The sequence below is a fragment of the Thermoanaerobacter mathranii subsp. mathranii str. A3 genome (assembly GCF_000092965.1).
In the GTDB taxonomy this organism is placed as follows: domain Bacteria; phylum Bacillota; class Thermoanaerobacteria; order Thermoanaerobacterales; family Thermoanaerobacteraceae; genus Thermoanaerobacter; species Thermoanaerobacter thermocopriae.
Map to the genome: position 1 here is coordinate 1,447,424 of NC_014209.1, position 21,873 is coordinate 1,469,296.

23 protein-coding genes and 1 pseudogene are annotated in these 21,873 nt (G+C 33.7%); all 24 read right to left on the reverse strand.

The genetic code is table 11. The annotated features are described in order from the left end of the window. Nucleotides 1–6 precede the first annotated feature (6 nt). A complete protein-coding gene (locus TMATH_RS07270) occupies nt 7–912 on the reverse strand; it encodes a YIEGIA family protein (protein WP_012995453.1) in 906 nt (301 codons plus the stop codon). Further along, a complete protein-coding gene (gene spoIIP / locus TMATH_RS07275; protein WP_013150463.1) occupies nt 909–2,042 on the reverse strand; it encodes a stage II sporulation protein P in 1,134 nt (377 codons plus the stop codon). Before spoIIP ends, TMATH_RS07270 begins: the two co-directional genes overlap by 4 nt. Beyond that, entirely contained in the window at nt 2,020–2,724 is a 705-nt protein-coding gene (locus TMATH_RS07280; protein ID WP_012995455.1) for a DUF1614 domain-containing protein, read from the reverse strand. The genes spoIIP and TMATH_RS07280 overlap by 23 nt, the downstream gene beginning before the upstream one ends. A 98-nt stretch (nt 2,725–2,822) precedes the next feature. After that, on the reverse strand, nt 2,823–3,476 hold the full coding sequence (gene phoU / locus TMATH_RS07285) for a phosphate signaling complex protein PhoU (protein ID WP_012995456.1): 654 nt from the start codon (nt 3,474–3,476) through the stop codon (nt 2,823–2,825). Between the two features lie 14 nt (nt 3,477–3,490). Next, nucleotides 3,491–4,240 carry a phosphate ABC transporter ATP-binding protein PstB gene (pstB, locus tag TMATH_RS07290; protein WP_013150464.1) on the reverse strand — a complete coding sequence of 250 codons (750 nt, stop codon included), beginning with the start codon at nt 4,238–4,240 and terminating at the stop codon, nt 3,491–3,493. Nucleotides 4,241–4,280: 40 nt separating this feature from the next. Continuing rightward, nucleotides 4,281–5,167, reverse strand: a pseudogene (gene pstA / locus TMATH_RS07295) (phosphate ABC transporter permease PstA). Continuing rightward, the gene (pstC, locus tag TMATH_RS07300) at nt 5,164–6,063 is read right to left on the reverse strand and encodes a phosphate ABC transporter permease subunit PstC (protein WP_013150465.1); all 900 of its coding nucleotides are present in this window, start codon (nt 6,061–6,063) and stop codon (nt 5,164–5,166) included. Before pstC ends, pstA begins: the two are co-directional and overlap by 4 nt. Nucleotides 6,064–6,234: 171 nt before the next feature. Beyond that, complete coding sequence (locus tag TMATH_RS07305; protein WP_013150466.1) at nt 6,235–7,119, reverse strand: phosphate ABC transporter substrate-binding protein; 885 nt, start codon at nt 7,117–7,119, stop codon at nt 6,235–6,237. Between the two features lie 79 nt (nt 7,120–7,198). Next, on the reverse strand, nt 7,199–8,569 hold the full coding sequence (pnpS, locus tag TMATH_RS07310) for a two-component system histidine kinase PnpS (RefSeq protein ID WP_013150467.1): 1,371 nt from the start codon (nt 8,567–8,569) through the stop codon (nt 7,199–7,201). Further along, on the reverse strand, nt 8,569–9,273 hold the full coding sequence (locus tag TMATH_RS07315) for a response regulator (RefSeq protein ID WP_012995462.1): 705 nt from the start codon (nt 9,271–9,273) through the stop codon (nt 8,569–8,571). Before TMATH_RS07315 ends, pnpS begins: the two co-directional genes overlap by 1 nt. Nucleotides 9,274–9,320: 47 nt before the next feature. Then, complete coding sequence (gene nrdR / locus TMATH_RS07320; protein ID WP_009052539.1) at nt 9,321–9,797, reverse strand: transcriptional regulator NrdR; 477 nt, start codon at nt 9,795–9,797, stop codon at nt 9,321–9,323. Between the two features lie 61 nt (nt 9,798–9,858). Then, entirely contained in the window at nt 9,859–10,110 is a 252-nt protein-coding gene (locus TMATH_RS07325; RefSeq protein WP_012995463.1) for a YlmC/YmxH family sporulation protein, read from the reverse strand. A gap of 74 nt (nt 10,111–10,184) precedes the next feature. Then, nucleotides 10,185–10,955 (reverse strand): RNA polymerase sporulation sigma factor SigG, encoded by a 771-nt coding sequence (gene sigG, locus TMATH_RS07330; RefSeq protein ID WP_012995464.1) that lies wholly within the window; start codon nt 10,953–10,955, stop codon nt 10,185–10,187. Between the two features lie 69 nt (nt 10,956–11,024). Further along, nucleotides 11,025–11,750: an RNA polymerase sporulation sigma factor SigE gene (gene sigE / locus TMATH_RS07335; protein WP_013150468.1), complete on the reverse strand. Its 726-nt coding sequence runs from the start codon at nt 11,748–11,750 to the stop codon at nt 11,025–11,027. A 14-nt stretch (nt 11,751–11,764) separates the two neighbouring features. Beyond that, a complete protein-coding gene (gene spoIIGA, locus TMATH_RS07340) occupies nt 11,765–12,595 on the reverse strand; it encodes a sigma-E processing peptidase SpoIIGA (protein ID WP_013150469.1) in 831 nt (276 codons plus the stop codon). A 175-nt stretch (nt 12,596–12,770) separates the two neighbouring features. After that, on the reverse strand, nt 12,771–13,844 hold the full coding sequence (ftsZ, locus tag TMATH_RS07345) for a cell division protein FtsZ (RefSeq protein ID WP_013150470.1): 1,074 nt from the start codon (nt 13,842–13,844) through the stop codon (nt 12,771–12,773). A 15-nt stretch (nt 13,845–13,859) separates the two neighbouring features. Next, nucleotides 13,860–15,086 (reverse strand): cell division protein FtsA, encoded by a 1,227-nt coding sequence (ftsA, locus tag TMATH_RS07350; protein WP_013150471.1) that lies wholly within the window; start codon nt 15,084–15,086, stop codon nt 13,860–13,862. Between the two features lie 25 nt (nt 15,087–15,111). After that, the gene (locus TMATH_RS07355) at nt 15,112–15,456 is read right to left on the reverse strand and encodes a small basic family protein (RefSeq protein WP_012995469.1); all 345 of its coding nucleotides are present in this window, start codon (nt 15,454–15,456) and stop codon (nt 15,112–15,114) included. Further along, nucleotides 15,456–16,178, reverse strand: a complete 723-nt coding sequence (locus tag TMATH_RS07360; protein ID WP_013150472.1) for a DUF881 domain-containing protein — start codon at nt 16,176–16,178, stop codon at nt 15,456–15,458. The genes TMATH_RS07355 and TMATH_RS07360 overlap by 1 nt, the downstream gene beginning before the upstream one ends. 15 nt (nt 16,179–16,193) lie before the next feature. After that, nucleotides 16,194–16,904, reverse strand: a complete 711-nt coding sequence (locus TMATH_RS07365; protein ID WP_013150473.1) for a cell division protein FtsQ/DivIB — start codon at nt 16,902–16,904, stop codon at nt 16,194–16,196. A 57-nt stretch (nt 16,905–16,961) separates the two neighbouring features. Further along, complete coding sequence (murA, locus tag TMATH_RS07370; protein ID WP_013150474.1) at nt 16,962–18,215, reverse strand: UDP-N-acetylglucosamine 1-carboxyvinyltransferase; 1,254 nt, start codon at nt 18,213–18,215, stop codon at nt 16,962–16,964. Nucleotides 18,216–18,289: 74 nt separating this feature from the next. Beyond that, nucleotides 18,290–19,384: an undecaprenyldiphospho-muramoylpentapeptide beta-N-acetylglucosaminyltransferase gene (gene murG, locus TMATH_RS07375; protein ID WP_013150475.1), complete on the reverse strand. Its 1,095-nt coding sequence runs from the start codon at nt 19,382–19,384 to the stop codon at nt 18,290–18,292. A 7-nt stretch (nt 19,385–19,391) separates the two neighbouring features. Further along, nucleotides 19,392–20,498, reverse strand: a complete 1,107-nt coding sequence (gene spoVE, locus TMATH_RS07380) for a stage V sporulation protein E (RefSeq protein WP_013150476.1) — start codon at nt 20,496–20,498, stop codon at nt 19,392–19,394. A 4-nt stretch (nt 20,499–20,502) separates the two neighbouring features. Continuing rightward, nucleotides 20,503–21,867, reverse strand: a complete 1,365-nt coding sequence (gene murD / locus TMATH_RS12035; protein ID WP_013150477.1) for a UDP-N-acetylmuramoyl-L-alanine--D-glutamate ligase — start codon at nt 21,865–21,867, stop codon at nt 20,503–20,505. Nucleotides 21,868–21,873 lie beyond the last annotated feature (6 nt).

Genomic DNA, 21,873 nt, shown 5'->3' on the forward strand with positions numbered 1-21,873 from the left:
ATCACCTCAATTGAAAGCTTTTCTCGCCCCTCTTGACTTTGAAGGATACTTTCTTACAGTTTCAATTGCCGGTACATTCTTTATAATTTCCACAAAAGCATCGATATCAGGTTTCATCGCTACCATAACTACAATAATGTCTCCATTTTTATTGTTGTTCATAGTAAGAGGAGCTAATTCAGGAGTATCAATATTCATTCTTAACCCCAATTGATTAGCAGCTTCATGGAGAATAGCCTGTCTTATTCCTAAGTTATTTATGGAAATTAAACTATCCAGCCCTTTTGGTCGTATTACAACAGCCATTCCAAATTTCTCTATTATTTCTCTCCCTTCTTTCAAACCAATGTCTGCCAAAACCACGTCCTCAACACATAATAAAGGTCCTTTAAAAACAATCTTTGAAGGAAAAACCTCGGCAATATCTCTAATATAAGTAATTTTCATTACATAACGAGACAAATAAAGCACTAATCCTCCCACAATTGTTCCTATCATAGCACTTTTAAAAAGATAAACTGCCAAAGAAGTAAGAGCAGCAACTGCCATAGCAATATAGTTTCTTGCTTCAAAAATTTTAGCTATATTTTCTATATAAGCTGCTCCTCTTGGAACTAATTCTGTCGCTTCCATTTTTTCTAAGCTAGTTCTTTCAATTTCTCTTACTTCTTTAAATTGTTGTGCCGCTAAAGCTAAAAAGGTAACAGCAGTATACTGTTTTTCAATTAATGCAGGAACTGAAAAGGCTCCTAAAGCCGCTGAAATTATTCCCAAGGTTAAATGAGTCATATAACCTTGAGGATAAGTAGGATACTGCCTATAATCCACTCTTAAATATATGAAGCGAGTAAGTGTTCCCAAAACAATCCCACAGACTACAATGCTAATATACAATTCTTGATTTATTTTCATGACTCATCTCCTTTTTTGCGCCTAAACTTTCCCAAATAACTTGCAAATTCTTTCCATGATGCTTTAGAAAATTTGTGATACATCTCTCGCCCGCCAGTGCTCAAAAACATAAAAGCTACTACTGACACTACAACAACACCAAGCAAAACCCATATCCCTGTACCTGCAGCTTTGTTCTGTCCAGGAAGCGGTCTTTGAGCTTTTGTAACAGCACCCACTTGTTTCTGCTCATCTGAACCGTAAAGTGCTTTAGCCAATACATCTGCTATTAAAGAGGCAGAAACTTCTGCTCTTTCTCTAGTATGAGAGTAAGTACCAAATTCTATCAGCAAAGAGTTGGGAGTCAAATCTTGATTAAAATCTCCTTTTCCAAAAAATATATCCTTGACCATATTTGGATATATCTTATCCGCTATAGCCTTTATCCTATAGGCTAATTGCTGATTTGCTTTTAAATTAGGATTGGTTCGTCCTAAGACAATTCTTACACCTGTGGCATTTTTTCCTGCAATTTTTCGTATATATTCTTTGAACGGTACTGCATCTCTATGGACATCCAAAAGTAAGTCCGGTTTAAAATCCTTTAAAAGTTTGACCGCCCCTGCCCTTGATCGGCTATATGCCATAGCATCATGAGGTAAATACAAAGTCCTGTCAACCTTGACTGAAATTCCCTTTGCTTCTAAAGCTTTTTGCAAAGCAGCATCTACTTTGTATATACCCCCGTGTCCATTGATACTTGCAGCCCCATCCGAAGGAAGATATGATTCATCACTGTGGGTAGAATATATCGCCACTCTCTTTCCACTTGTATTTTGTGTTACTGCCATTGCTTGTGAGATTTCTTCTATCTCTACATCTGGAAGTTTTTCTGTTTGCAAATATTTTGCATAAGCTTTACCTTCATTTTTATCAACTTTGAAAACTTCATACAACTTATTATCCCCTGATAAATATCTATCCCCTTTATAAACCTCCATGGCAGTTCTGAAAAGTACTTTGTTTGTCTTTTCATCATAGATTGTGTAATAATCAGGCTGCGTCTCTGCATAACCGCTAAAATTTAAAGATAAAAGCCCGATAACCAATAAGATTAATATTGCAAACTTATTCGTCTTGTTTTTGTTCATTTTTTTCACCCTCTTCTTCTTTGTCAGTATCTATCAAACTACTAGCCATACCTTCTTTGGGTTCAAGGTCTTTTTTAGAAGTACCTCCTTGTATTTTTTCCCTTGTTTCCCCAATTATTTCAGATAAAAATACGGCAATTATCATGGATATAACTACAGAATCGAAAAATCCAGCTCCTCCTATGGATATTGTTCCTCTTGTAGCTGTTATGTAGTTGAAAATAGCCTGCATCACATTCGCCAAAATTATCCCCATCACCCCTCCAATAAAAGCACTTCTTCTCGAACGCGAAAAAAGATACGCGATTAGCCCGCCGACAATGCCATAAACGTAATTAGGCTCAATAATCATGGCCTCAGGTTCTGCAGGAAGTATTCTTCCTGTAATAAAAACAGCTATTCCTGCAACAATTGACACCACAACTGCATTTACTCTTTCTTTCGTATTTTCTGCTTTCAAAAAAAGATACACACATACTGCTATAGGGATAACAGCTCCACCTATGTTTATAGACACAGTTTTTGTGATTGGAATATTAGGTATTAATGTCCCTATTATCATCCCAATTATTATCAAAAAAGCCCACGTATCTGTCATTTTCATTCTATCTAATACTCTATGGGCAAATCCGAACAAAACAACCAATCCTACAATCGAAAGCAAAACATAGCTTAATGGCATCAAAATCACTCCCCAACTTTTTTCTCAAAAATATGTTTTGCACAATGCAATAAAAATATACAAAAAGCGCTCACTTTTTCGAGTGAGCGCTTTTTATTTCAATTTAAATCTATATGTTCACCAGTATCCAGATAAATTACCCATTCGCATATATTAGTTGCATGGTCAGCTATTCTTTCAAGATAACGGGCAACAAACAAAAATTGTGTTGCCTGATCAATGTTTCTAGGGTCCTCCATCATATATGTCAAAAGTTCTCTAAAAATCTGTTTGTAAAGAGCATCTACTATATCGTCTTTTTCTCCAATAGCTTTTGCCAATTCTAAATCTTGTCGTACATAGGAATCCAAAGATATTTTGACCATTTCTCTTACAATTTCAGCCATTCTCGGGATATCGATTAAAGGTTTTATATACTTTTGATGCGCAATCCTCAAAGTAGTCTTGGCTATATCTACTGCGTGGTCTGCCATTCTTTCTAAATCTGTAACAATCTTAAGACCCGTTAAAACTATCCTCAAATCCCTCGCAATTGGCTGCTGCGTTACAATAATCTTGGCACACTTATTATCGATTTCTACTTCTATTTTATCTATTCTATCATCGTCATCTATAATTTTCTGAGCTAATTCTTTGTCATGATTTACTAAAGAAGCAATGGCACTTGCAATGGCTTCTTCTACAAGGCTACCCATTTTTAAGACATCATAATGAAGTTCTTCTAATTCTTTTTCAAAATGAGTACGATTCATTGTGTCACCTCCTTTTAACCGAATCTTCCAGTGATATAGTCTTCCGTCCTCTTATCTTTGGGCTTATAAAAAACTCTATCCGTTGGTCCGCATTCAACCAATTCACCATTTAAGAAAAAGGCAGTATAATCTGAAACTCTTCCTGCTTGTTGCATATTATGAGTTACTATTATTATTGTATATTTATTTTTCAACTCATTAATTAATTCCTCAATTTTCATCGTAGAAATAGGGTCTAACGCTGAAGTAGGCTCGTCCATCAAAATTACCTCTGGTTCTACTGCCAATGTCCTAGCAATACAAAGTCTTTGCTGCTGACCACCAGACAAACTGAGAGCTGACTTGTAGAGTCTATCTTTTACTTCATCCCATAAAGCTGCAGCTTTCAAACTTTTTTCAACAATTTCATTAAGCTTTTTTTTGTCTTTTATGCCATGAATTCTTGGACCATAGGCTACATTGTCGTAAACAGTCATAGGAAAAGGATTAGGTTTTTGAAAAACCATTCCTACTCTCTTTCTAAGTTCAATAACATCCACTTCTTTGTATACATCTTGTCCATCAAGTAAAACAGTCCCATTTATTTTAACTCCCTCGATAAGATCGTTCATCCTATTTAAAGTACGAATAAAGGTGGATTTCCCACAACCAGAAGGACCGATAAGTGCCAAAACGCTATTTCTCTCTACATCTAAATTTATTTTTTTGAGGGCTTGAACATCTCCATAAAACAAGTCTAAATCTTTAACCTGGATTTTTTTCATTTACCAGCATTCCCCTTCCTTATAAAAATATTATACCATTTTATTTTTCGCCTGTCATTCTCTTGTATAATACATTTCCTAACCATCTAGCAAGGATGTTAAAAATCAACACCATTAGCAATAAAACCGCTGCGGCACCGTCTGCAATCTCTCTTGCATCAGGTGCTAACCCCTCACTATTTATCTTCCAAATATAAACAGCCAAAGTTTCTGCAGGTCTAAAGATATTTAAAGGCGAGGTAGGACTCGAGGGATTTAAGTTTGAAAAATTCAAGGCAGGGCTACTCATACCTGCAGTATATAACAAAGCAGCAGCTTCTCCGAAAATTCTTCCAGCTGTCAAAATTATTCCTGTTATAATTCCAGGCATTGCAGCAGGTACCACAACTTTTACAATTGTTTGCCATTTAGTAGCACCTAAAGCGTAACTTGCTTCTCTTAAACTATTGGGCACACTTCTTATTGAATCTTCACTTACTCTTGTCATTACAGGAAGATTTAACACCGTAAGGGCAAGCGCTCCTGCTATGAGAGAATACCCCCATCCGGTCATAGTTACAAACACTAAAAGTCCAAAAAGTCCTATTACAATAGAAGGCATTGAAGATAGTGTCTCTATTGATAACCTTATAATTTCCGTTAATAAGCCTGGCTTTGCATACTCTGCCATATAAATTCCTGCACCTAAACCTATAGGAACAGAAATTATCAAAGTTATTATTAATAATTCTAACGAATTAAAAAGCTGTGGCCCTATGCCTCCTCCTGCTTCCATAAATTTTGGAGGGGAAGTTAAAAAATCTACATTAAGTCTAGTTCTGCCTTGATACAATATATAACTTACAAAAAAACCAAAAACAATATTAAAAACACAGCAACAGCGTAAAAATATATAGTCGCTATTTTGTCATGCAATTTAGATTTCATTTATACATGCCCCTCCTGCCTACCAATTTAATTACAATGATGAAAGTAAAAGATATCATAAGAAGGAGTAATGCTAAAGACCAAAGAGCATCATTCCATACGGTACCCATTACTGTATTTCCCATGTCCATTGTAATGATAGAAGTTATAGTACTTATAGGCTCTAAAAAAGATTTAGGAATAACTGGACGATTTCCTATAACCATCTGCACCGCCAAAGCTTCTCCAAAAGCCCTTGCCAATCCTAATACAATAGCAGTCAAAATTCCCGGCTTCGCTGCAGGAAGAATTACATGTCTTATTGTTTGCCATCGTGTGGCACCGAGAGCATAACTCGCTTCTCTTATCTCCACAGGTAACGACTTTATAGCATCAGTGCTAACACTAGTAATTGTCGGCAGCGTCATGACAGTAAGAACTAATATACCTGCCAGCAAGCTAAATCCTAATCCTCCAAAATGTTTACTTATAAAAGGAACTAACACTGTAAGACCAACCCAACCGTACACTACAGAAGGAATGCCTACAAATATTTCAATAGCTGGTTGTAAAATCTTTTGCCCTAATTTTTTAGCAATTTCTACCATAAAGATTGCAGAGGAAACTCCAAGAGGTGCACTTATCAGAATAGCAAAAACAGAAACAAGAACGGAACCTAATATAAATTGTAATGAACCTACTGCGGGAACATCTCTATCAGGCTTCCAGGTAGTAGAAAATAAAAATTCTTTTATAGAGATGCCATCTTTTATAAAAGTAGAAAGCCCTTTAGATGCTACAAATAAAAATAGAGAAACAGTGATAATTATTAATAGTAAAGCAGAAATGAAAACGATAGCCTTTCCAAATAAATCAACCACTTTCCGCTTTCTTTCATAATTTTTATCAGCTGTCATGTGCTTTCCCCCATTTAAGAAAATATAATGACAATATAGCACTTCTTTTATAGTAGCAACTCTTAAAAAAAACTTCATTAAATTTACGTTAAATATATGTTAAATCTATGTTAATTCCATAGTTATATAAAGAGGAACTGGTTCTTGCCAGCTCCCCTCTTTCATTATTTTTTATTTTGTTTTCATTTCAGTAACAGGTATAAATCCCAACTTAGTAAGAGGACCTTTTTGCACTTCATCAGACATCATGAAATCTAAGAAAACTTTGACTGCACCAGTAGGCTCTCCTTTTGTGTACATATGCTCGTATGACCAAATAGGATATTTACCATCTATTATGTTCTGGGCAGTTGGCTCTACACCATTATACTTTAACACTTTTACAGTATCATCAATATATGCCAAACTGATATAGCTAATTGCACCTTTTGTATCTGCTACAGCTCTTTTAACTGCTCCATTAGAATCTTCTGTCAAAGCAAGGCCTACTGCTTCTTCCTGACCTTTTAACACGATCTTCTTAAAAGTTGCTCTTGTGCCCGAACTTGCAGGTCTTAAAATAACTGTTATCTTTTCATCTTGCCCGCCAACTTCTCTCCAATTTGTTATTTTTCCGGTAAAAATGTCTACCAGTTGCTGCTGAGTTAAATTATCAACTGTAACATCTTTATTCACAACTACAGCAAAACCTACAACTGCAACTTTATGATCTACTAAAGATTTTGCAGCATCGGCATCTAATTTTTCCTCAGCAGAAATATCAGAATTTCCGATATCAATTGCGCCTTGAACTACCTGCGTCAACCCTGTACCACTGCCGCCACCTTGTACTGTTATTGCTACATTAGGATATTTTTCCATAAACATTTTGGCAGCTTGTTCAGCTAATGGCTGTAACGCTGTAGAGCCAGCAATTGTTATGTTACCTGAAAGATTGTCAGTGGTTGTAGTAGAATCATCGCTTTGAGGTTGTTTTGAACCACAGGCAGCAAAAGTAAAAAAGCTCGCAATTAACAGTACTGCAATAGCAACTTTTGGAAATCGACTATTTAACATTAAAGCACCTCCAAAATTATTTAAATTTTTGTACAAGTACATTGTAGCAATTTATTGTAAATTCAATATTAAAATATTGTTAAGTCTTTGTTAAATCAGTTTTGTTGAATTTCATGATAAACTTTGTACCTTTTCCTACTTCACTTTCTACAGAGATTTCCCCTTTCATAGATTCAACAATATGTTTAACTATAGCAAGGCCTAGTCCCGTACCACCTAATTTCCTTGAGCGACTTTTATCCACTCGATAAAATCTCTCAAAAAGCCTTGGAATATTTTCTTTCGAAATTCCTATACCGTTGTCTTTAACTTCAATAATTATTTTATCCCCCTCTTCTCTGGTAGAAACTTTTACAAACCCTCCTTCTGGAGTGTATTTTATACCGTTATCTATTAAATTGATCATCATCTGATGAAATCTATCTTTATTAGTATTTATCACCAAGCCAGGACAATTTAAATCTTTTATCAACGTAATATTTTTATTTCTCGCCATCTTGTCCATTATATATAATATATCCTCTATCTCATTATCTAATTCTGTTTCTTCTGTCGGATAACCTTCTTTAACATTTTCTATTTCAGAAAGAGTGAGTATATCGTTTATAAGTCTTGTAAGTCTTTCAGACTCAAAATCAATTATATCTAAAAATTTATCTCTTGCTTCAGGGTTTTCAATAGCACCATTTCTTAAAGTTTCAATAAAACCCCTAATAGACGTTAAAGGCGTTCTAAGCTCATGGGATACATTTGCCACAAATTCATTTCTTATTTTTTCTAATCTTCTCATTTCTGTAATATCATCTATTATTAACACAAAGCCCAAATTTTGATGGGAAATTGGATGAAGAATTGGACTGGTATACACTTTGAGGTGTTTATTAAAAACATTTAGCTCTAAACTTTTAGAAGGGGAATTTTTATTTTTCTTAACATCTTCAAAAAGGTCATATAACTTGCTGTTTCTTACAATCTCCAGGATGTGTTTACCGATTAAATATTTTCCTTTTATATTTAGAATTTTCTTCGCAGCGTCATTTATGAGCAATATTCTTTCATTATTATCAAATGCAATAACCCCATTTACTATGCTTTTTAAAATAGCTTCTAATTTTGCATTTCTATCATTTAATTCTTCTATAGTCACTTTTAATTTATAGGACATAGAGTCAATTGCATGAGAAAGCTCTTTTATTTCATCAATAGAATCGCTTTCAAGTCCATGACTGTATATCCCATTTGCAATATCTTTCGTAATCTCAGTTATCTCTTTTATAGGCTCTACTATATTTTTTATAAATCTATAACTTAAAAAAAATGTTACTAAAATTCCCAAAAAAATAGCAAAAATAAATCTGGTCATTGGAGCATAGCCTAAAAAAAATAGAGCAACTATTAAAATCCCAAGTAGGTCTATTAAAAGCAATTTACAATAGGATTTCTTTAGCATTAGACTTCACCTTTATCCTTCAACTTATATCCAATTCCTCTGACAGTCTCAATATACACAGGAGATTTATCATCGTCTTCTATCTTTTTTCTTAAATGCCTGATATGGACATCAACGGTTCGAGTCTCTCCAGCATATTCATACCCCCACACTTTATCCAAGAGATAGTCTCTAGTTAATACTTTACCCATATTTTGAGACAAAAGTTTCAAAAGCTCAAACTCTTTTAAAGTCAAGTCTAATACTTTTCCTTTTTTATAAACCAAATGCTTTCCAGTATCAATAACTATATCACCAAATCTTATTATTTCTTCTTTTTCTTCCTCTGGCTGCTGGGTTCGCCGAAGAACAGCTTTAATTCGAGCCAACAATTCTCTTACGCTGAAGGGTTTTGTAATATAATCGTCTGCTCCCAACTCCAATCCCAATACTTTGTCAAATTCTTCGCTTTTTGCCGTTAACATTATTATAGGAATATTTTTGGTTTCATCATTCTTTTTTAAAATTTTACATATTTCCAATCCATCAACATCTGGTAACATCAAATCTAGGATAACCAAATCAGGTTTTTCTTCAAGTGCTTTGTCCAATCCTTCTTTTCCATTTTCCGAAGTAATGACTTTGTACCCTGCTGCTTCCAAGTTATACCTTAAAAGTTCCAATATATGAACTTCATCTTCTATAACCAACACCCTATGGGCCATTTTGACACCTCCAGGTAATATGGCTTGTACACCTTTGAAGCAAAAAGTTATGCATTTTCTTTTTTTGTCTCACTCTCTTTAAGAAGTTTCTTAAGTTCGTCCATAAAAGTATTTATATCTTTAAACTGCCTATAAACAGAGGCAAACCTAACATAAGCTACTTCATCTACATTTTTTAACTTTTCCATTACCATTTCTCCGATTTCAGTGGAGGTTATTTCTCTTTCCATTGAATTTATTATTCTCTTGTCAATTTCATCTGTAATTTCTTCTAAAACTTTTATAGGCACTGGCCTTTTTTCACAAGCTTTTATCATGCCTTTCAATATTTTATCTCTGTCATAGACCTCTCGGCGATTGTCCTTTTTTATTACAAGTATAGGCAATTGTTCTACTTTCTCATAAGTAGTAAATCTCTTTCCACATTTTAAACATTCCCTTCTTCTCCTTATAGAAGTGTTATCATCTGTAGGTCGAGAGTCAATAACTTTTGAGTCCGGATACCCACAATAAGGGCATTTCATCTTATTACCTCCAACAATTCTTAATTATTTAATAAAATTATAATAAACTTGTTTTCATTAGTCAAACTTGAGCTTCTTTGTCTTTGAAATCTACCAATATCACATCTGTTCCAATCTTTTTTACAGATTCCCATGGTAAATAAATTTCTATATCTTTATTAAAGAACCTAAAAAAACTTGTTTCTTTTGGTATAACTATCCCCTCCACTTTCCCTTCTTCAAGATTTATTTCAATGTCAATTATATTCCCCAATTTTTCTCCTGTATTTATATCTATAACATCTTTATCTCTTAATTCTGAAGCTTTAATCATCTTAATTTCCCCCTTTGGTCCTTTTCCTTTTCATAAAATTATATGAAAAAATCTAGCTTATCATTCCTGATAAGCTAGATGTATTTCCTCATGTGATTTAAAGCTGCTTTTTCCAATCTTGAAACTTGTGCTTGAGATATTCCTATTTCTTTTGCTACCTCCATCTGAGTTTTACCCTCAAAAAATCGGAGTGTCAATATCAATTTCTCTCTTTCATTAAGTTTTTGTATCGCCTCCTTTAAAGCAATTTTTTCAAGCCAAACTTCGTCAATATTCTTATCATCGCTGACCTGGTCCATTACATAAATCGCATCTCCACCATCATGATATATAGGTTCAAACAAAGAAACCGGTTCTTGAATAGCATCAAGAGCCATTACTACTTCTTCACGTGGAAGATCCAGCTCTTTAGCTATTTCGCCTACTGTCGGCTCTTTGGAATTTTCCGATACTAATTTGTCCCTTACCTGTAATGCTTTATAGGCTATATCTCTTAAAGAACGGCTCACCCTTATAGGAGTGTTATCTCTTAAATATCTTCTTATTTCTCCAATTATCATTGGAACAGCATAAGTAGAAAATTTTACATTTTGATCTAAGTCAAAATTGTCAATAGCTTTTATAAGCCCTATACATCCTACTTGAAACAAATCATCTACGTACTCCCCGCGATTATTAAATCTTTGAATAACACTTAGTACCAATCGCAAATTGCCATTTATAAATTCTTCTCTCGCCTTTTTGTCTCCATTTTTCATCCGTATTAATAGCTCTTTCTGCTTGGAAGGTTTTAAAACAGGTAATTTAGAAGTATTGACCCCACAAATTTCAACTTTGTTATTCATAAATCCTGCCCCCACATGTTTAGCTTATTAACAGTATTGCCGGCAGGATAGAAAAATATACAGAAAAGCTCAGATTAGTCTATTCATTTCTTTTTTTAATCTTTTTAAAATCTTTTTTTCTAACCGTGAAATATAAGACTGTGAAATTCCCAACATATCTGCCACTTCTTTTTGAGTCTTTTCTACTCCACCATCTAATCCAAATCTAAGTCCTATTATCTTTTTTTCTCTATCTGGTAATTTCTTTAATGCAGAAGTCAATAATTCCCTTTCTACCTCATCTTCGATATATTTATAAACTGTTTCATTATCAGTACCTAAAATATCTGAAAGCAAAAGTTCATTTCCGTCCCAATCTACATTTAAAGGCTCCTCAAAAGAAACCTCTAATTTGGTCTTGCTATTTCTTCTTAAATACATTAATATCTCATTCTCAATACAGCGAGAAGCATAAGTTGCCAATTTTATCTTTTTCTTGGGATTGAAAGTATTAATGGCTTTTATAAGTCCAATCGTGCCAATAGATATTAAATCTTCGATTCCTACTCCTGTGTTTTCAAATTTTTTGGCTATATATACTACCAACCTTAAATTTCTTTCAATAAGTACCGTTTTTGCTTCATTATCTCCTTTTTCCATTTTTGAAACTAAATACGTTTCTTCTTCCATAGAAAGAGGGGGAGGCAATGCTTCACTTCCTCCAATATAAAATACGCCCTCAGACAAACCTAAAAAATCAAGGAATTTTTTCCACAGCAATAGCATTTCTATTTTTACTTTTGTTTTTAGTCGCACTTTAATCACCCCCACTATATCAAAATTTCTGGTGCTAACAGCGCCGCATAATTACCATATTTATCTATCTTGCTTTTGTATATTCCTACTATTACATTGCTTATCTCTTTTTCACTTACAACCAATTTATCTGGTTTAAATCCTAGCATTACTCCTTTAGACTGCCCTACTGACATAAATGGTATTAATCTTATCCTCGATAACCATCTTTCTTCTTTCAAAACTTCAAAAATTTTGTTAAAATCTATGTCCCTTTCATTTAGTAAAATTTCCATATTATCTGGAAGTATGTTTTTCATAGCCGAAAACTCTACTACTATTACAGGCAATTTAGATAAAGGGTCATATAATCTATTTCCAGTATCTAATAACCCTTTTATCTCTATTTGTTTTTGAAAAATTTCTATTTTTATGCTGTATAACATTTTTTTCTCATTTGATTTTCTTATTATATAATCCCAATTGGTGTATAAAAGTAAAATAGCTATTAATATTCCAATCCATAAACTATATAAATTAAGCTTTGTCGTATACAAAACCGCAAAAATTGTCCCACCTATTGCAAAAGAAATTAGGTAAAAAACTGATAAAATTCTCAAAAATTCTTTTAATGTTTTTGGAGTAAATGCCATATATATTATTAAGAGAGATAAAATAATTTTTGTAAAAACTTCGTGAATCATTTTATAGGGTAACAAAAAAAATATTAGGACATAGCAAGCTCCCAATAATGCACCGGAAAAAAGTTTAATAGGTTTGCTATCTTTTTTAGAAAATTTTTGTGTAAGAGATAAAATAAAATAGTTAACAATCAAATTTTCAAAAAAAATCACGTCTAAATACATTCATACCATCCCCGGAGACACTTTTAATTCTTATACAATGTATATTCCCATTTGCTTATTTTATTCATATTATAAAATAAAAATCGCAAATTTATTGTAATATTTTGGAATAAAAATTAGGCTGTTTTTGTAGAATTTTTGTATAAAAAAAATCTGCAAAGAAACCTTTGCAGATTTATCGTCTTCCTCTTCTTAAAAAAGTAGGTATATCCAAATCATCACTTTCTATAATATTTTCTAATTTTACCTCAGGCTCCCTAGTGTCTTTTTTCTTTGCTGTATCCTTAGATTTTTCATTTCCTTCAAATCCTGTAGCTATTACAGTAATCCTTATTTGGTCCTCTAATGATTCGTCTATTACTGCACCAAATATAATATTTGCATCAGGGTCAGCAGCCTCATAGATAAAATTAGCCGCCTCATTGACTTCAAATATGGTTAAATTAGGCCCTCCTGCAATATTTAAAAGAATTCCTCTTGAGCCTTCAATTGAAGTCTCCAATAGGGGACTATGAATTGCCTGTTTCGCTGCCTCAGTAGCCTTATTCTCCCCAGAAGCTATGCCTATTCCCATATGTGCAAGACCTGTATTTGTCATAATAGTTTTAACATCGGCAAAGTCGACATTGACAAGTCCAGGGACTGCGATAAGGTCGGATATGCCTTGAACCCCTTGTCTTAAAACGTCGTCCGCTAATTTAAAAGCATCAATCATTGAAGTTTTTTTCTCTACCACTTGCAATAACCTATCATTAGGAATAGTAATAAGAGCATCTACATGTTTTTTAAGTTCTTCAATTCCCATTTCTGCATGAGCCATCCTTTTTCTTCCTTCAAAGGTAAAGGGCTTTGTGACAACACCAACCGTCAAAATTCCTAGCTCTTTTGCAATTTCCGCCACAACCGGAGCGGCTCCTGTACCTGTACCTCCTCCCATGCCAGAAGTAATAAATATCATATCAGCGCCTTTTATAATTCTCTCTATTTCTTCTCTAGATTCTTCAGCGGCTTTTTTCCCAATTTCTGGGTTTGCTCCTGCTCCTAACCCTTTTGTTAATTTTTCACCAATTTGTATTTTTGTCTCAGCTTTTGATAAATAAAGAGCTTGCTTGTCTGTGTTAATTGCAATAAACTCAACACCGCGAAGGCCAGCATCGATCATTCGGTTTACAGCATTTCCGCCTCCACCACCAACTCCTATTACTTTAATAGCAGCAAATTGTTCCATATCGGTTTCTATACCTATCACAAAAAACCCTCCTCTTTATGCCCAAAAATCACTAAATATTTCTTTAAGCTTGTCAACTAACTTAAAGCTTTTTTTCTCTTTTTTATCAGTCTGTTGGACGCTATGCATAAACCTTTTATTATTATATACATATTTTACCACTCCTACTCCTGCCGAGTAAATAGGAGTTGCTACTCCAATATTTTGCGGTGAACCAATGCGAATGTTTCTGTTAAAAATTTTTTGCGCCAACTCTATGTTACCTTTTAAGAAAGAAATACCTCCACCTGTTATAACAACATTTGTAACAATATCTTCTAAAACCTTCGCTTCTTCTAATCTCTCGTATACAAGCATTAAAAGTTCAGAAACCCTTGCTTCTATTATATCAGATATTTCATTTACATCTGTAGTTGATTTGTTTTTACCTGCTAGACTTGCAATTTTAATTGGTTCTAATTTTTCAAGAGGTAATTTTTCTAAAGTTCCATATTTCTTCTTAATATTTTCGGCTTCCTCAAAAGAAATCTTTAACCCTACAGACAAATCGTTTGTGATATGCCATCCTCCAACTGCTATCATAGAAGAATAAATAATGTTGCCATCTTTAAAAACAGAAATATCTGTCACTCCTGCACCCACATCAATTAATGCAACTCCCAACTCTTTTTCATCTTTTAAAAGCACTGCTTCTCCTGTAGCCAAAGGGCCCACAATTATTCCCTCTACCTCTAATCCTGCTTTTTTAACACATTTTTCCATGTTTTGAATGGCAGTAACGCTACCTGTTACTATAGCGGCATTTACCTCTAACCTTATGCCTGCCATTCCGACAGGATCCTTTATTTCCCCATACCCATCTACAATATATTCTAATGGTATAACATCAATAATTTCTTTATCAGAAGGAATTGCAATAATTTTAGAAGCTTGTAAAACTCTATCCACGTCTTGTCTTGTTATTTCTCTGTCTTCTCGGGATACTGCTACAACTCCATTGTTTTTATATATTGTCGTCAATCCCCCATATATTTTCAAATAGACAGAGGATATTTTTTGATTGGCCATTCTTTCCGCTTGCTCTACAGATTTTTTTATCGAATAGGCAGTCTCATCTATATCTACAATAACACCTTTTTTTACTCCACTGCAAGGATAATAGCCAATCCCAACAATATGCAGTTCTCCGTTTTTATCCCCTTCTCCAATAATTGTACAGACTTTAGATGTGCCAATGTCTAACCCAACTATTAAATCACCCATTACCAAATCCTCCTTCAGGAGACTGCTATCTTCTCCGCATCTTGTCTATCAGATATCTCCTTATATATGCAAAATTGACAAATAGCCTGCTTCCAAATACAAAAATCGCCGCAAGATAAATGGGAACTCCTAACACATCTCCAATATAAGCAAGGCTTCCTGCCAATATCGCATTGCCAAAAAAGCCAGTTATAAAAATAAGATTGTCAAACTTCTCTTCAATACTTGCTCTAATACCACCAAAAACTGAGTCCAGTGCTGCAAGAATGGCAACAGATAAATAAGAAACATAAGTGCTGGGTATATTAATTGGCAAAATAAAACCTATTACTATTCCTATTAATAAACTAATTATTATGATATAAGCCATTACTTTTTCTCTCCTTCAATTAAAGGTTTTGCATATTTAAACTTTATTACACCATCATATTTTTTAACCACTATGTTGTCCGACTTTTTGATATCTACCTCTATTCCCCAAGTAGATAAAGTATCTACCACTCCACCTTTTAGTTTAAGAGCAGCCTCTAACGTATCAGGGTCGCCAATAGCTTTTATAACATACGGCGCAGAAAAACGCACCGAATTTACATTTACTGTAGGACCAACACACCTAATTTCTGAAGTCGCAATTAATCGTTGATCATTTAAGGAAATAGCCTCCGCTCCTGCTGCCCTTAACTCATTTACAACTCGCAACAAATCCTCATCGTGAACCAAAAATAAATTAGGGTCTTGCCCTGGAGGAACAGCTTGTTTGCTATCGCTTATGGTTACAATTAATCCCGGACCTTGAAGGTCAGTCAATCCTGCTAATTCTTTATATTTTTCTACTTCATTTTTCAAAGTTTGGGTAATCACACTATTTTTTGAAGCAGAGTCTTCATAAGCATTTATTTTTTCTTCTAAATCAGTAATTTGCTTTAAAAGAGCATTTTTTTCTGACTGCAGTTCTTTTAATTGAGCTGCCAATTCTTCCGCCCTCTGTACCGTAACTATACCGCTTTTTTTTACTATTTTAAATTGAGTAGAAAGCATTATTCCTAATACTATTGAAACTAAAACTACAGAAATATATACACTTTTTTTCATAAGTACCCCCATCCTCTATGGTATAAAAACCGGATTGCCGTCTCCAATAAATTTAATTGTGCCTTTATGATGCCCTTTTTTAGCTAAATCTTCTAATATTAATTCGGCAAATTTGAAAGAATAATTAACATCCGAAGGATTGTCAAAAAATATCTCCATGCCATTTTTTGTAACTAATATAATTTGTTTTTCATTCATATATTTTATAGCAGAATAAGATTTCGAACCTTCTATGAGTCCCAAAAGTGTTCCCAAATAGCTTTTTTCAAAAATATCATTCAACTTTTTACCCATTTGATATTTCTCAACTTTCATTCCTTCTACAACAGGAATTTCAGGGTTATAATTCCCCTTTTTTATTACCATTCCTTCTTTATCTATCATTAAATAATCTTTTTGATATTTAATTTGTGCAACTATTTTCCTTTCTTTTATAAATATTTCTACAGTATCAGGATATTGAACTTTTATTTTACTCTCCTTTATATAGGGGTTAGCAAGTAAACTACTTTCTATTTTCTTAGAATTAACTTTAAAAATATTCATCCCATAATCTATCTTAGCTAACTCTTTAATATCATTATAAGATAAAATTCTATTGCCTACAACTTTTATGGTTTTAATCTCAAAATATTTTGAATGAAACATAATAAGGTAAATCAAAACTACAAATATCAACGTCAAAAACATAAATGTTAAAAATCGTTTATTACCAATGCTAACCATTAAACCATCCCCTGCTTGTACTTTTGTTTTGCATATGTAAAACAGCATGACGCTGTTTTACATTATTCTTACAATATCCCCTCCCACGCTTTTTAAAGCCTTTTCGATGGATTCATATCCTCTATCAATATGTTCTGCTTCTTCTACTATTGTAGTACCTTCCGCCCCCAAGCCTGCAATAATCAAAGCAGCTCCTCCTCTTAAATCTCTTGCTACTACTTTTGCCCCCATTAACTTCTCAACACCGCGTATTACTGCTACTCTTCCTTCTACTTTTATGTCTGCTCCCATTCGTATAAGTTCTTCTGTGTATTTAAACCTATTATCAAATATTGTCTCTGTGACAATTGTTGTCCCATCTGCTACAGACAAAACAGAAACCATTTGGGGCTGTAAATCTGTGGGAAAGCCAGGGTATGGCAAGGTAATGATCATATCTACTGATTTGGGACGTTTATCGCATCTAATTTTTATATAATCATTCCCCGTTTGTATACTACACCCCGTCTCTCTCAATTTTGATAACAATGGCTCTAAGTGTTCTTTTAAAGCATTTACTACTGTTAATTCTCCTTTTGTTATCACCGTAGCGCAAAGATAAGTACCTGCAACAATTCTATCTGGAATTATAGCATATTCCGTATCATGCAATCTTTTTACTCCTTCTATGATAATCGTGTTAGTACCAGCTCCTGATATTTTAGCCCCCATAGAGTTTAAAAAGTTCTGCAAGTCTTCTATTTCAGGCTCTTTTGCCGCATTTCTAATGATAGTGACTCCTTCCGCCTTAACCGCAGCCAACATTATATTTTCTGTTGCTCCTACACTGGGAAAATCTAAGTGAATTTCATTTCCTCTCATCTTCCAACCTTCGCATTTAATATATCCATAAGACTCTTCAATTTTAATTCCTAATCTTCTCAAGCCTTTAAGGTGTAGATCTATAGGTCTGTGTCCTATATCACAACCTCCAGGGAAACTCATTAAAGCTTTTTTATTTCTTGATATAAGAGCACCCATTAAAAATATAGATGACCTCATGGTTCTCATTAAATTATCAGGTATTTCACTATCTTTTACATTTCTTGCATCTACAATAATGTCTCTCCCCTTAAAAGTTACATTAGCCCCTAAATGTTCTAAAATTTCTATCATTGAATAAACATCTTTTAATTTAGGACAACCATGTACTACAGAAATCCCTTCATTTAAAATTGATGCTGCAAGGATGGGTAAAACAGAATTTTTAGCGCCATTTACTTTTAATTCACCATACAGCCTGTTCCCTCCATTGATTTTAAATTTCCCCATCTTATCACCCCTAAATTTAATAACAGCTTACACCATATACTATGCATAAATAAGATGGGGTGTTACATAAAGTATTAAGTTATGCTTTTTATAAGCTTGTATATCTTCTCAGCAGCTTCAATTTTAGAAATTTTCTTAGCATTCTCTCTCATTTTTGAAAGTAGATGAGGATTATCCAAAAGATATTTAAGTTTTTTATATAATTTTTCTGCTGTCAAATCCTTCTCTAAAATAACATAAGAAGCTCCAGATTTTTCTAACACTCGAGCATTATACTCCTGGTGATTATTAGCAACATAGGGAGAAGGAATCAAGATTGAAGCAACCCCTTTTGCAGTAATTTCTGCCAAAGTAATAGCCCCAGCCCTACAGATTATTATATCTGTGGCAGCATATACATCCTGCATATTATGACAATAAGGAATTATTTTAACTGTTTTATCTATATATATATTTTCAGTTTTAACCTTTTCTAACACTTTTTCATATTGATTAGTCCCTGTAATTATCAAAACTTGTAGGTTTTTATCTTTTAATTTTAATAATTCTACCATTGTAAAATTAATTTTTTCTGCTCCTCTGCTTCCTCCAACTGATACTATTAAGGGTTTATCAAGAGAAAAACCTAAATTTTTTAATCCTTCTTCTCTATTAGCCTCTAATAATTCTTTTCTAATTGGATTTCCTGTTACTACAACTTTATCTTTATTCTTAAAATATTCAACCGATTCTTCAAAGCTTACCGCTACTACTTTGACAAACCGCGATAGTACTCTATTTGTAAGACCTGGAAAAGCATTTTGTTCATGAATCAAAGTAGGTATCCCTTTTAAAGCCGCCACCATTAAAACGGGGCCGCAAACATATCCCCCTGTTCCAATTACCACATCCGGTTTAAATTTTTTTAAAATATTGTTTGCTTCTTTAAGTCCTACCACTGCTTTATAAATAGTTTTTAACGTATCCAACGACAATTTCCTTTTAAATCCCTGCACAGTAATTGTCTTTAATTCAAAGCCTTCTCTTGGTACTAACTCATTCTCCAAACCTTTTTTTGTGCCTACAAATAAAATTTGAGCATCTTTTTCATTATTTAATATTTCCTTAGCAATGGCTATGGCAGGATAAATATGTCCACCTGTACCTCCACCAGCAAACAAATATTTCAATTGTCCATCAACTCCTATCTAAATTTGCGTATCTTGAAATATTTAATAGTATTCCTACTCCTGCCATCATAATAACTGTAGAAGTACCTCCATAACTTATAAAAGGAAGAGAAACTCCCGTAGGTGGCATAGAAGAAGTTACAACCGCCACATTTATAAGTGTCTGTATTCCTATAAGTGCTGTAATTCCTGCAGCTAAAAGACATCCAAACATATCGGGAGCTTTTGCCGCAACTCTCAAGCCTCGCAAAATAAGGTATAAAAACATCAAAAGTATAGTAACTGTACCAACAAGTCCTAATTCTTCTCCAATTATGGCAAATATAAAATCATTGTGAGGCATAGGCAGATACATAAGCTTTTGCCTGCTTCCACCAAGTCCAACTCCGAATAATCCTCCAGAGCCTAAGGCATAAAGGGATTGCACAATTTGATATCCGGATTTTTGTATGTCCTGCCACGGATTTAAAAAAGTAAGCACTCTTTCCCTTATATATTTAAACGATGAAAAAACGACAACAGCTGCCCCCATTCCTGCTCCAAATAAAGCTCCCATAAAAGATAATTTTGCGCCTGCTACAAAGAGAATTATTACAGCAACAATAAATATAATACCAGCTGTACTAAAATTAGGCTGTAACATTATAAGACCAAAAAACAATCCTGCCAATCCCAAAACAGGCATAACTCCTTTTTTGAAACTTTTTGCATAATCAGGATGTTTGTCAAAATATTTTGCAAAGTATATAATAAGCGCATATTTTGCCACTTCAGAAGGCTGTATTGTAAAGCTTCCAACTCCTATCCATCTAGTAGCATTATATCTTTCAACTCCTATTCCAGGAATTAAGACTGCAACAAGCAGTCCAATGGAAAAAATAAGCAATGGACCAGCCAATTTTTTTAAAATAATGTAATCAAAATTCATCATAAACACCATAGCAAAAAAACCTAATATTACCCATAACAATTGCCTTTTCAAAAAATAATAAGGGTCGTTGTACATGTACTCAGCACTGGCAGAACTAGCACTAAAGACCATATCTACACCAATGGAGACTAGTATTAAAACTGTGAGTAAAATGCCATAATCCACAGGATACTTTTTTCTCATTATTTTACCTCCTTAACTCTGCCACTGCCTTTTTAAAGATTCTTCCCCTCTCGTCAAAATTCCTAAACATATCCCAACTGGCACAAGCTGGTGACAAAAGTACACTATCCCCCTCTTTCGCACTTTCATAAGCTTTTTTAACAGCTTCTTCCAGAGTATCAGCAAAAAGTATGTCATCTTCAGGATAATAATACTTCTTTGCAGTATCTTTGATTTTTTTGGCAGTTTGCCCTATCAAAATCAATTTCTTTACTTTCCCATTAAAGGCTTTTACAAACTCATCAAATTCACTGCCTTTATCGTAACCACCAGCAATTAAAACTATAGGAGGTTTTAGAGCTTGTATCGCTTTAATTGAGGCGTCTGGGTTAGTCCCTTTAGAATCGTTATAAAATTTTACACCATTTATTTCATCAACAAACTCAATCCTATGTTCCACACCTTTAAAAGTCTTTAGAGTATTTGCAATAACATCTACACTAATCCCTGAAAGATATGCCACAGAAGAAGCAGCCAATGCATTCTCTAAATTGTGTTCTCCAGGAATATAAATTTCCTCTATGTCAATAATTTTTTTAGCATTTTTATCAACACTTATATAAATACTACCATTTTTTACATATGCTCCATTTTCTAATGAATTTTTTCTACTAAAAGGAAAAACTCTGCATTTAGCCTTATTTTTTAGACTCCAAGTAACAGGGTCATCGAAATTTAGAACAGTATATTCATTTTCTCGTTGATTTTCAAAAATTCTTCCTTTTATATCCCTATAATTTTCAAAAGTTTTATGTCTGTTTAAATGATCAGGGGTAATATTTATTATACAGCTTATTTTAGGTTTAAACTCTTTTATAGTCTCTAATTGAAAGCTACTTATCTCTGCTACGATAAAAGCATCTTCTGACGCTTCCATGACAGCGTAAATAAGTGGATAACCTATATTCCCAGCAACATATACTTTTCTCCCCGCATTTTTAAACATTTCTCCTAATAAAGAAGTAGTAGTGGTTTTTCCATTTGTACCAGTAATTGCATAAATAGGAGCTTTAGAAAACCTATATGCAAACTCCACTTCCCCAAATACTTCAATTTTCTTTTGTTGTGCTGTTTTTACAATCTCCGAATCAACAGGAACACCCGGACTTAAAACAACCAAATCTACCCCTTCTAAAAAATCCTTTTTGAATTTGCCAAATCTAAAATCTATGGACAAATTTTCAATTTCTTCTAAATTTTCTTTTAACACATCATATTCTTTTTCATCATAAGCTATTACCTTTGCTTTCAAGCTGTCCAATACTTTACACAAAGCTATTCCGCTAACTCCTAAACCTGCCACAAAAATTTTTTTACCCTTTAGTTCCATAATTTG